This window comes from Kitasatospora sp. NPDC034023 (assembly GCF_055575795.1).
Map to the genome: position 1 here is coordinate 1 of NZ_JBVIRY010000083.1, position 10,950 is coordinate 10,950.

The window sequence follows — 10,950 nt, forward strand, 5'->3', positions numbered from 1 at the left end:
TGTCACCCGCTCCCGCCTCGGACGCCTCACCCGCCAGGGCTTCCTCACCCAACCCGGACGAGGCATCTACCAGAAACGGACTTAACGTCCTCTCATAGGACTTCGCGAGCACCAGCAGGCTCGGCGAAGCGAACAGAATGACGTGCGCATTGCTGATGGTGGCCTCGATCTTGCTGCGGTTGCGGATGATCGAGGCGTCGTCCACCAGATGGTCGACATCGGCGTCCGTCATCGCTGCGACCTCTGCGACGTCGAAGCCCCGGAACGCTTTACGGAACGCGTCCCGCTTGTTGAATACGACCTTCCAACTGAGCCCGGCCTGGAAAACGCCGAGGGTGAGCGCTTCGAACATCGCTGACTCGTCACGAGTGCGGGTCCCCCACACCTCGTCGTGGTATCGGCTCAGCGCGGTGTCCTCGGCGCCCGCCCACGCGCAGCGCGGCTCCCCGTCGTATCCAATGATCACGTCGCTGCTCATCCGGCCCTCCAGCCTCTTGCCCTGCGCCTGATGCCAACCCCCGCCGACTCTGCTCTCCGTAACGGGACCCAGTTCCGACCGTGCCCGTCCACGAACACCCTCCGACGAAACGCAAGCCACGTCATCCCGTGCAGTCGTCGTCAGCAGCCGACGTCACCACGCGTCCGCGGGCGCGTGAATCGGGTGCGTTTGGCGGGTCGGCGTCCCGCTGTGCCTGATGATCACGGTCGAGGTCGAGAGGATTCCCGCGCCCGGGCCCCCAGGTTCGGCGACCGGCGCCGAAGAGAGAGCGAAGCGGTTCGTCGCGCCGGTCGTGGCCACCGCAGGCACCATCGCCGTCATGCACGGCAACGTGGAGGCCCGCCCGTTCGCCTGGGACAAGCTCTGGCCAGGGCAAATCCCCGACGCCCCGGTGACTGCGGTCACCGTCCCGGACAACACCCTCCCCCTCGAAGGGCACGATCTGAACCTCGTCGAGGTCGGCCACACCGACACCGAGCAGACCAGCGTCCTGCACGTCCCCGGCCTGGGACTCGTGGTCGCCGGCGACGCGCTCTACAACGGCGCCCACATGTACATCTGCGAGTCGGCCGGAGGCGGCCTGGACGCCTGGCGCAACGCCATCAGCACCGTCGAGGCCCTCGCGCCTCGGTACATCGTCGCCGGCCACAAGAACAAGGACCTCGACGACGATGCCACCCGCGTCATCGCCGAGACCCGCCGGTATCTCGACGACGCCGAGGCGGCGCTGGAGGAGTGCTCCTCCGCGATCGAGTTCTTCAACACGATGGTCGACCGCCACTCCGACCTCCCCTACGGCAGGACCCTCCTGTGGGTCGGTGCGAAGACGATCTACGCCCTGCGCGAGCCGGGGGCCGACCCCATCGCCGCCGCTGGGGGCGGCTGGTTCTAGCAGCGATCGTCCCGTACCACGCGGCAGGTCGGCGGTGCCATCCGGAGTGCCGGGCCGGGAGCTGCCACACGACTGCACCCCACACCTGTTCGCGTGATATCGAGGAACTCGGTGTGGCGATGACGTTAGGACAGCCTTGTGGAGAGGGCCGCTTGCGGCGTGCGTCCGTGAGCAAGGGCGGAGGTTGGCATGAGCAATCGATTCGAGACGGCACCAGCGTCTCGCGGACGCGCCGAGCGGGTGCACCCCACGACGACACATCTGATCGTCCTGCCGGGCGGGGGCTACGCGTCGCATGCCCCACACGAGGCGGAGCCGATCGTTGCGTGGCTCTCCGCACTGGGCCTGTCGGCGAGCGTCTTCCGGTACCCGCTCCACGTGCGGCACCCCGAACCCCTCCTGGCTCTGAGGGCCGAGATCCTCCGCAGGCGCGCACAGGGGGCGGATCGCATCGGGGTGATCGGCTTCTCGGCCGGCGGGCATCTTGCGGGCCTGGCCGCACTCGCACCCGGCGACGATCAACGTGAGTCCGTCCAGTTCGCCGTCCTCGGCTACGCGATCACATCGATGGAGACCGAGTCCTACCGACCCGCGCGGTTGATCCTGCTCGGGGAGAACCCCGTACCGCACCTGCGCCGCGCGACATCGCTCGACGCGCTGGTGACCACGGCGTCTCCGCCCTTCTTTCTCTGGCACACCGCCGAAGACAGCTACGTCCCGCCGGAGCACACCTACCGGCTCGCCTCGGCACTGGCCGCGCACGAGGTACCGCACGCCGTGCATGTCTTCGCCCACGGCCCGCACAGTCTCGGTCTCGCCCAGGGTGCCGGCGATGCCGCCACGTGGACGACGCTCGCGGCGTCCTGGATCGCCGAACAGCTCCACCCTCAGGCCAACAACGCGTCCTGAGCAGCTCCCTCGCCGACAACGGCGGTCATCGCCTGGAGCACCGCGCTCGTCCCGCTGCGCGTGAACCCGGCCCTCGCCGTGTAGGCCCCCGTTCGACCCGGCACCACCGGCACAGCCGACAGACGCGCGCAGGCCTTCGAGGCCCGTCGCCGTGTCGGTGCGGACCTGCCATGCGAAAGTGCGGGCTGTCCGGTTGCCTGGTGCGGAGAGGCGCGTTCGCGACTTGCGACGGTCTATCGGGAGCCGAGGCTCAACGGCTCTTCGAAACGGCGGGGTTGAACGTCTCGCGGTAGGTGCGCGGTGGTACCCCGACGTGTGCTTTGAAGAGGGTCCGGAAGTTGGCCGGCGTGCCGAGGCCGCAGCGCCGTGCGACAGCTTCGACCGTCAGGTCGCTCGATTCCAGGAGCTCCCGTGCGAGGCCGAGCCTTGCGTCGAGCAGCCAACGCATGGGCGGCCGGCCGGTGTCGGCGTGGAAGCGACGGATGAGCGTGCGGCGGGACATGCCGGCCTGGCGCGCCAACTGGTCGACGGTGAGCGGCTGGTGCAGGTGGTGCAGGGCCCACTCGTACACCGGCGCCGGTCCGTCGGAGGCGTCCGGGGCCACCGGCAGGTCGGCGAACTGGGCCTGACCGCCGATGCGGTGTGGGCGGTGACCAGCAGGCGGGCCCGCTGGTTCGCCAGACGGGCGCCGTGATCGCGACGGATGAGATGCAGAGACAGGTCGAGGCCCGCGGCGACGCCGCCCGAGGTCAGCACCTTGCCTTCATCGACGTACAGCGCCTCCGGCTGCACCGTCACGTGCGGGTACTGCCTGGCCAGCGCTGCGGCGTACCGCCAGTGCGTGGTAGCCCGGCGGCCGTCGAGCAGGCGGCGGCGGCGAGGGCGAACGCCCCCAAGCAGGTGGACACCATTCGGCTTCCGCGGGCCGCCGCCCCCGCGAGCGCGGCGGTGACCGCAACCGAAGGCGGGTCTGGCTCCAAGTACCCCGGGACTATGACGGTGTCCGCGGTCTCAAGGGCCTCCAACCCGTCGGCGACGGACAACACCGGGCCGCCGTGCATCGGGACCAGCCCGGGCCGTTCCGTGCACACCGTCAGCGAGTACGGCCCGTCCGGCCAGCTCCCGAAGACCTGCAACGGAATCCCGATGTCGAGTGCGAGGACGTTCTCGAGCGCCACCACGAGCACGTGGTGGTTGCCGCCCATGGGACCGGAGAGTCAGCCGTGTTCCGCCGAGCCGGTGAGCCGGAGCTTGCGCTGGGCCCGCTGGTAGAACGTGGTGTGGCCGAGTCGCACGACGCGTGCGGCGGCGGGCAGCATGGTCACCTCGACGACATCGCCCGGTGAGACGTGGCCGACCAGGAGGCCGTCGGCCTCGATGGCGAGGTCGCCGCTGTTCGGCAGGACTTCCAGGTCGAGCCGCTCGCCGCTGGAGAGGAACACGGAGCGGTTGAACGCGGCATGTGGAGCCACGGGGGTGATCAGCAGTCCCTCCGCGTTGGGGGAGACGATCGGGCCGCCGGCGGAGAAGCTGTACGCGGTGGAGCCGGTCGGCGTGGCGACGACGACCGCGTCGGCGGTGTAGGCCACGAAGGGCTCGCCCTGGACCCGTACGGCGACCGCCGCGGACTTGTGTCCCGGGCTGCGCAGGAGCACGACGTCATTGAGTGCCGTCTCCTGGGCTGCCCCGAAGCGGGCATGGACGCCGGAGCGGACTTCCACGGTGAAACGGTGGGCGTCGATGGCATCCAGTGCGGCAGGGAGTTCCGGTATGTCGACCTCGGCGAGGAAGCCCAGGCGTCCGACGTTGACGCCCAGGACCGGTGCGTGGCCCCCGGTCGCGAGCCGCATGGCGCGCAGCATGGTGCCGTCCCCGCCGAGGCTGATCAGCAGGTCGGCGCTCGTGGTCATCTCCTCGGCCTCGACCGGAATGGCCTCGCAGCCGATCCGTGCCACCTCCGCCGCCAGCCCCAGGACCTTCGTCCCCCGGGCCCGGCTCCAGCCGACCACGGCCTCCACGGTGGGCGCGCAGGTGCGCTCGGGGTGGAGTACCAGCCCCACCGTGCCGATGAATCCCATCCGGAGCACCTCGATGTCGGCCAGGCCACTGTTGCTCCCTCCAGTCACGCACAGCCGGTCGCCACCTTCAAGGTCACGGTCACCGCCGGGCCCGCGTGATCACGCCGGTCCGCATCGCCTCCCGTCGGCACGGCTCGATCGGGTACGACGGACCGCCCGCTGCTGCTTGTCACGGAATCTCCGTGCGAGCCGGCTGGTTGGAATTCGGGTAGACAGTCCGATGGCTTCGGCGTCGACGTGCCGAACCGGCGCCCGGCCGAGCCGTGATCGGGAGGCGTGTCCGATGACTGACAGCCCAATCCGGGGGATTGATCCCTCCGCGCGGCCGAGCGGAGACGGGTGTGTGGAGTGCCTGGCGGGGGACGGGCCGGGGTGGTGGTTCCACCTGCGGCGATGCGCCGCGTGCGGGCACATCGGCTGCTGCGACTCCTCACCCTCGCAACACGGCACGAGGCATGCCCGAGAGGCGGGGCACCCGTTCCTGGCCAGCTTCGAGCCCGGTGAGGCGTGGTTGTGGAACGTCGAGACCGAGCAGTACTACGAGGGACCGGAACTGGCACCGCCCGCCGCGCACCCGGCCTCGCAGCCGACGCCCGGCCCGCGAGGCAAGGTCCCTGCCGACTGGCAGCTGCACCTGCACTGAGGCGCTCAGAGCGGCGGAGCCGGCAGACGCGGGTCCGTGACTCCACCCGGGCAGGCGAGGTAGTCGACGTCCCAGTCGCAGCGGACGGCTCCGGCCTGGTAGGCGCTCTCGTAGAAGGCGAGTACGGTCGCTCTCGGATCGGCCTCCGTACGGGCCGCGGCGTAGCGCAGTACCGCCAGGTGGCTGTCGTTGAGCACGATCCACCGGGCCGATGCGGGCCTGAGCGGGTCTTCGGCCAGATGGGCGGGCTCGGGAGTGGTGTAGGAGTAGAAGGCCGGTTCGCCCAGGTCGGCGTCGCCGAACCAGAACCCGAAGCTGATCAGCTCCCGGGAGTACGCCTCGCGGGTCACCGGGTCCACCTGCGGTGGCTGGTCGACGGCGCGTCCGGAGAACCGGGTGTGGGCGATGTCGAGTGAGTGCCAGAAGAGGTGGACGGGGCTGACCTTGCCCGAGAAGCGCGCCGCGAACTCCTCCAGCACCAGCCCGACCTGGCTGAGCACCTGCCAGTAGCGATTCGCCCAGGCGGGATCGTAGGTCGCGTGCTCGAAGTCCTCGGCGAACGGCCGGGCGGAGTCGGCAAGCCGGTACGGCCGGGGAATCCTGATCTCCACCCGGATACCCAGCGCCGCCAGCGTCTCCAGGGTCTGCCGGTAGAACGAGGCCACGGACTGGCCGAGGAGCGGGAAGGACTCCGTCCCGCCGTCCGCCGTCGCGACGACCAGCCGGTGGTCGACGAAGTCGAAGTCGATGGTGAAGATCGGGTTGCCGTCGACCTGTCCCATGGGCCGTGTGGTGATCCCACGCCCGGTGAGGTGGAACGGGACGTTCCACCAGTGGTTGCGCCGCACGCTCGCCGCCAGGCGGATCTTGCCCACCACCTGCGTGAAGCGGTGCAGCGTCTCCTTCGTGTCCCGCCACTCGGCGAGCGGCATCGGTGGGAACAGCTCCATCGAGTAGCCTCCTGCCAGTCGGCCGCAGTTCCATGATGACCACGGTGGTCCGGACGCGCAGCGGTGGCCGGACCCAGCGGCCGACAGGGCGAGCTGGTCGCAGAGGTCGGTGGCTGCGTCGCAGGCTTCGGGGGCGGTCCTGGATCGAGAGGCGGTCGCGGCTCACCGCTGAGAGTAATAGTGTGGACGCCGTGTGTAGTTCTGCTGCCGTCGCTTGATGCCTGCGAGAAGAGGAAATCATGACCGGCAAGGCCAGCATCGTCTTCGCCCACGGACTCTGGGCCGACGGGTCGTGCTTCAGCAAGCTCATCCCCGCGCTCCAGGCCGAAGGGCACGAGGTGTCCGCCTCGCAGCACGGCCTCGACTCGCTCGCGGGCGACGTCGAATGCGTCACCCGCTCCATCGACCACGTGCCCGGACCCGTCGTGCTCGTCGGCCACTCCTACGGCGGCACCCTCATCACCAAGGCCGGCACCCACGACCGCGTGGGCGCCCTGGTCTACCTCGCCGCACTCGCCCCCGACGAGGACGAGACCTCACAGGACCAGCAGGACAAGTTCGCGCGCACGCCCGTCTTCGACCACATCGACATCGCCGACGGCCGGATCTGGCTCCTCGAGTCCGGCGTCGGCGACTTCTGCGGCGATCTGCCAGCAGCTGAGCAGAAGCTCGTCCTCGCGACGGGCGCCGTGCCGGTCCCCGACCTGTTCACCCAGCAGGTCCCCGGCACCGCCTGGCGCACGAAGCCGAGTTGGTACGTCGTCGCGAACAACGACCGCACCGTGAACCCGGATCTGGAGCGGGCCGCCGCCGAGCGGATGGGCGCGAAGACCCACGCCGTCGACAGCAGCCACGTGCCCATGCTCTCGCACCCCGACTTCGTCCTCGACGTCATCCGCGACGCCGCGAAGACCCTTGAGGCATAGAGCCGGCGCCGAAGCAGCCCCCGCGCGGTCTGCCGCCCTTCGGCGTCATCCGGTGCGCTGGGCTGCTCCACCGTAACGCTGCGCCTGTCGACCACGATCCGGGTCGGGAGGCGCCTGTGCACGGGTCGCGTGACCGAAGGGCCGCCCATGAACACCACCGTCGCGGACCTGATGCGCCGCAACCTTCTCGACGTCTTCAATGAACCGGATGCCGAGCGCCGCAACGCGGCCATCGCGGTGACCTACGCCAAGGACGTCGTGTGGCACGAACCCGACCGCGTACACCGAAGCCGCGAGGCGCTCGCCCGGCGCGCCGCAGAGCTGCTCGCGCAGTCCCCGGGCTGGGTCATGCGGCCCGACGGCCCCGTCTCCGTCAACGACGACCTCGGACACCTCGCCTTCCATTACGGCCCCGCCGGCCGGCCGCCCGTCGTGGCCGGCATGGACATCGCCCGCTGCAAGGACGGTGTCATCATCGAGCTCTACACCTTCGTCGGCGGGAGCAGCCAACCGACCTAGCGCGCGGTCTGGCCAGGACCGGCCAAGCGAAGTCCCGGCCGCCCGCCTGCCACCGTGTGAGCCCGAGCCCGTCACCCCTGGGCCGTGGGCCGAAGGACGAGTATCAGGGCCTGAGGACGATCTTGCCGTGGGTGTGGCGGCGTTCGAGCTCGGTGTAGGCCTCGCGGACCTGCGCCAGCGGGTAGACGTTTGCGATCGGCACCTCGAGACGTCCGTCGGCGATCAGGCCGGCAAGCACGGCGAGCACCTTGGCGCCCGGCCCGGCCGCGATCCCTCCCTCAGTCGTCACCCCGTGCCGCTCGGCGGCCGCGAAATCGGCGATGGTGTCGATCCGATCGGTCGCGACGCCGAGGGCGAGGGCCAACTCGACGTACCCGTCGCCGAAGGTGTCGATGAAGGCGTCCACGCCGCCGGGCGCGGCGGTCCTGATGCGGTCCGCGACGCCGTCACCGTACGCGACCGGGATCACGTCGTGGCTTCTCAGCCAGTCGTGGTTGCTCTCGCTCGCCAGGCCGATGACCGTGGCCCCGGTGCGGCGGGCGAGCTGGACGGCGAGCGAGCCGACTCCACCGGCGGCTCCGGAGATGACGACGGTCTCGCCCTCCTCGGGCTGGACGGCGTGGACCGCACCCCATGCGGTGACGCCGACGACGTACAGGCTGCCGGCCACCTCCCATGAGACCTTCTCCGGCTTGGGCGTGAGGTCACCGGCCTCGACCAGGACCAGCTCGGCCTGGGAGGCCCGCTTGTTGCTGAAGCCGATCACCTCGTCGCCGGGCGAGAGCCCGGCCGCCCCGGCTCCGACCTCTTCGATGACCCCGGCGAGGTCGCTGCCCTGTCCGGACGGGAACGTCGACGGGAACATCTGTGCCACCGCCCCCGTTCGGATGACCGCCTCACTGGGGTTGATGCCGGCCGCTTTCACGCGTACGAGGACCTGCCCGTCCCCGGGCACCGGGCGTTCCACCTCGTCGACCCGCAGCACGTCGATCCCACCGAACTCGTCGTACCTGACCGCCCTGGGCATGATCTCTCTCCTTCGACCTGCTGAAGCCGGCAGGGCTCTGGCTACGCCCGCCGGAGTTCGAGCACGGGAATGATGCGGATTCCGGCAGTCTGGCGTGCGTACTCGGCAAAGCCGGGGTACCGCCGTGCCTGCTCGGCGTAGATGCGGTCGCGTTCGGCGCCGACAAGTTCGCGGACGGTCACCCGGTAGGTCGCGGTTCCGCGTTCGATGGTGCCCTCACCGGCGGCGATCAGGTTGCGATACCAGTCCGGGTTGGTGGGTGCTCCGCTCTTGGTTGCGAAGACGTAGACGATGTCCGGCTCGGTGTCGTGCGGGAGGTACATCATCGGGGTGACGTGCTCCCGGCCGCTCTTGCGGCCGCGGTGATGGACGAGGACCAGCGGAGCGCCCTCGAAGACCCCGCCGACCCTGCCCTCGTTTGCTCGGAACTCTGCGATGGTCTTTGCGTTCCAGTCGACTGCTTCGCTCATGTCGGACTCCTGTCGTCCACAATCCGGGCCATGCGCTGGGAGGATGAGCTGCAGGGACACAGCGGTCGGGACGTAGCCCACCCGGGCCTTCTCCAGCATCCGGCGGAACCGACGCCCCTGGCGAACCCGGGTCCCGCGCCGCGCCTCGACCGGTCCGGTCCCATCGGCGACGACGCCGCCGTGCCGTCGCCCGACTCGGCTTGTGATCGAAAGCGTCCGGGCGAGGGCCCGGGGTTGCTGCTGTCGCCGAGTTCGAGCTCACGCCTGGCCGGCAGCTGCCGCACCTGGGCGAGCCGCCTTCGTGTCTGGATTCACGGGTGGGTGGAGTCGACAGCGGCGCGCGCCTGGTCGAGGTCGACGACCTCGCCGTTGAACCCGAACTGGTCCAGGTCGCCTCCCGGCGCCTCGATGCGGGCGGCGGCGGCCAGGCCGCCGGCCTTCACGGGGTCGAACCCGGCCGCGCGGATCAGCCGTCCGGCCGTCGCCGCGCCGTTCTCGTCGTCGGTGGCGTAGAAGAGCGCCGCACGCCGCGGCGCGCGGTTCGCGTTCGCGGCGAGCACCTCCGCGGTGAGGGTGCCGAACGCTTTCACGTAGTGGGCGCCTCCGGGCAGCAGGGCGGCGACCACTGACCCGGCCGATTGCCCGTCAGGCAGCGACCGCACGATCTGGCCCTTCTCGTCGAACGCGACCGGGTTCGACGGGTCGATGACGACCTTCCCTTCGAGCAGCGGTCGAACCTGCGGGATCAGCTCCCTCATGGCATCCAGCCAGACCGCGAACACGACGGTGTCCGCGCCCGTGATCGCGTCCTGCACGGAGGCGGCACGTGCGAGCGGCCCGAGCTCGTCCGCGAGCGCCTCTGCGCGCGAGGCGCCCTTCCCCGCCAGGACGACGCTTTCACCCCCGGCCACCAGGTGCCGGGCCACGACACGCCCGATGTAGCCGACGCCTACGATTGCGGTGGTCATCTCCGGCCTTCCTCTCGGTTGACGTTGAGTCAGTTCTAACTCAGATGTCCCAGATATCCCGGATGTCGTCGGGCAGCAGCTCGAGTGCCTGATATGCCCTCACCCAGTCGACCGACTCCCCGTGCTCGACGATCAGCCCGTCCTTGACCCGGAAGAAGTCGGGCGTGGTGAAGTCGGCCGCCCGGCCGCTCCCGGCGATAGTGCCGCCCCATACGCTCTGGAAGGCGGGCCGGTCGTACCCGGCGACCATGGACGTCTGCAGGGCCCGCCCGTCGGGCATCGCCCCGCAGCTGATCGCGAGCGCACTGGCGAACGCGTCGCGGCCGTCGGGTATCCAGCCGGAAGTCTTGCGGGTACTCCTCGCCGACCACGTCGACGTCCTCGGGCTTCCCGGTGGTGATCACGCCGCCGTCGAGGTGGGCGGCGGACCACGGCCCGGGACTCCTCGCGCGAGACAGGCCGTCCGGCGGCCCTGCCGAAGGCGGGGCCGACCTTCCTGGGGACCGGGCCGCTCGCCGATTCCTCGACGCCGAGGACGTGCCGGAAGGCGTTGGCGCCCTTGGGGACGGCGCCGATCGCGACCGGGGGCGCGGTAGGTATCGAGAACCTGAAAGTGCTCGACAATCCGGTCGTCGTGCGGCCGGCTGCTGGCCACGCCAGATGAGACCAGCGCCGACGCACCGAACCCGACACCTTCCGCGTACCCGTCGGGGCCGGCGATCTCGCACGCGGGAGTCCAATGGTGAGGATCCCGCCGGCTGCGCTCCTAGTTCATCACCAGGCCGCCGTCGACGGTCAGTGTCTGGCCCGTCAGCGCGGCGGCGTCGTCGCCGACGAGCATCGCCACCACGGATGCGGTGTCGTCGGGGGTGAGCGGGCGGGGCAGCGCCTGGTGCGCCGCGACCTCCTCGAACTCCTCCGTCGGCACCACGCCGGTAGCCGGCGTGCGAGTCAGTCCTGGGGCAACAGCCGTGAGAAGCCATCCGCAAACCCCACACGGGGCTTGGGACCAGCACGAGTGTTCGCGGGTTCCCGATTCGGGTGATCTCGACGTTGTCGCTGCATGAAG

15 protein-coding genes are annotated in these 10,950 nt (G+C 70.3%); 5 read left to right on the forward strand and 10 right to left on the reverse strand.

Annotated elements, in window-relative coordinates; genetic code table 11:
• Nucleotides 1-478, reverse strand: a 478-nt coding sequence (locus ACZ52R_RS42990; RefSeq protein ID WP_465755523.1) for a DNA-3-methyladenine glycosylase I, incomplete at its 3' end; no start/stop codon positions are given.
• A 217-nt stretch (nt 479-695) separates the two neighbouring features.
• On the opposite strand from ACZ52R_RS42990, the gene ACZ52R_RS42995 reads away from it, so the two are divergent.
• Nucleotides 696-1,391 (forward strand): MBL fold metallo-hydrolase, encoded by a 696-nt coding sequence (locus ACZ52R_RS42995; RefSeq protein WP_465755524.1) that lies wholly within the window; start codon nt 696-698, stop codon nt 1,389-1,391.
• A gap of 189 nt (nt 1,392-1,580) precedes the next feature.
• Nucleotides 1,581-2,300, forward strand: a complete 720-nt coding sequence (locus tag ACZ52R_RS43000; RefSeq protein ID WP_465755525.1) for an alpha/beta hydrolase — start codon at nt 1,581-1,583, stop codon at nt 2,298-2,300.
• 250 nt (nt 2,301-2,550) lie between these two features.
• Here ACZ52R_RS43000 and ACZ52R_RS43005 read toward each other — a convergent pair whose 3' ends face one another.
• From ACZ52R_RS43005 to ACZ52R_RS43015, 3 genes are all read right to left on the reverse strand, one after another.
• The gene (locus ACZ52R_RS43005) at nt 2,551-2,871 is read right to left on the reverse strand and encodes a helix-turn-helix domain-containing protein (RefSeq protein WP_465755526.1); all 321 of its coding nucleotides are present in this window, start codon (nt 2,869-2,871) and stop codon (nt 2,551-2,553) included.
• 223 nt (nt 2,872-3,094) lie between these two features.
• On the reverse strand, nt 3,095-3,505 hold the full coding sequence (locus ACZ52R_RS43010) for a type 1 glutamine amidotransferase family protein (protein ID WP_465755527.1): 411 nt from the start codon (nt 3,503-3,505) through the stop codon (nt 3,095-3,097).
• A gap of 12 nt (nt 3,506-3,517) precedes the next feature.
• The gene (locus ACZ52R_RS43015) at nt 3,518-4,426 is read right to left on the reverse strand and encodes an NAD(+)/NADH kinase (protein ID WP_465755528.1); all 909 of its coding nucleotides are present in this window, start codon (nt 4,424-4,426) and stop codon (nt 3,518-3,520) included.
• Nucleotides 4,427-4,661: 235 nt separating this feature from the next.
• On the opposite strand from ACZ52R_RS43015, the gene ACZ52R_RS43020 reads away from it, so the two are divergent.
• Nucleotides 4,662-5,021: a UBP-type zinc finger domain-containing protein gene (locus ACZ52R_RS43020; protein ID WP_465755529.1), complete on the forward strand. Its 360-nt coding sequence runs from the start codon at nt 4,662-4,664 to the stop codon at nt 5,019-5,021.
• 5 nt (nt 5,022-5,026) lie between these two features.
• Here ACZ52R_RS43020 and ACZ52R_RS43025 read toward each other — a convergent pair whose 3' ends face one another.
• Complete coding sequence (locus tag ACZ52R_RS43025; protein ID WP_465755530.1) at nt 5,027-5,971, reverse strand: DUF5996 family protein; 945 nt, start codon at nt 5,969-5,971, stop codon at nt 5,027-5,029.
• A 239-nt stretch (nt 5,972-6,210) separates the two neighbouring features.
• On the opposite strand from ACZ52R_RS43025, the gene ACZ52R_RS43030 reads away from it, so the two are divergent.
• Entirely contained in the window at nt 6,211-6,897 is a 687-nt protein-coding gene (locus ACZ52R_RS43030; RefSeq protein ID WP_465625080.1) for an alpha/beta fold hydrolase, read from the forward strand.
• A gap of 147 nt (nt 6,898-7,044) precedes the next feature.
• A complete protein-coding gene (locus ACZ52R_RS43035) occupies nt 7,045-7,416 on the forward strand; it encodes a nuclear transport factor 2 family protein (protein WP_465755531.1) in 372 nt (123 codons plus the stop codon).
• Nucleotides 7,417-7,519: 103 nt separating this feature from the next.
• On the opposite strand, the gene ACZ52R_RS43040 is transcribed toward ACZ52R_RS43035, so the two are convergent.
• The 5 genes from ACZ52R_RS43040 to ACZ52R_RS43060 form a co-directional block, all read right to left on the reverse strand.
• The gene (locus ACZ52R_RS43040) at nt 7,520-8,443 is read right to left on the reverse strand and encodes an NADP-dependent oxidoreductase (RefSeq protein ID WP_465755532.1); all 924 of its coding nucleotides are present in this window, start codon (nt 8,441-8,443) and stop codon (nt 7,520-7,522) included.
• 41 nt (nt 8,444-8,484) lie between these two features.
• Complete coding sequence (locus tag ACZ52R_RS43045) at nt 8,485-8,913, reverse strand: nitroreductase family deazaflavin-dependent oxidoreductase (protein ID WP_465664721.1); 429 nt, start codon at nt 8,911-8,913, stop codon at nt 8,485-8,487.
• 311 nt (nt 8,914-9,224) lie between these two features.
• On the reverse strand, nt 9,225-9,881 hold the full coding sequence (locus ACZ52R_RS43050; protein ID WP_465625072.1) for an NADPH-dependent F420 reductase: 657 nt from the start codon (nt 9,879-9,881) through the stop codon (nt 9,225-9,227).
• A 40-nt stretch (nt 9,882-9,921) separates the two neighbouring features.
• Complete coding sequence (locus tag ACZ52R_RS43055; RefSeq protein ID WP_465755534.1) at nt 9,922-10,215, reverse strand: ester cyclase; 294 nt, start codon at nt 10,213-10,215, stop codon at nt 9,922-9,924.
• 432 nt (nt 10,216-10,647) lie between these two features.
• Nucleotides 10,648-10,950: SDR family oxidoreductase (locus tag ACZ52R_RS43060; protein ID WP_465755533.1), on the reverse strand; the 303-nt coding region annotated here is incomplete at its 5' end.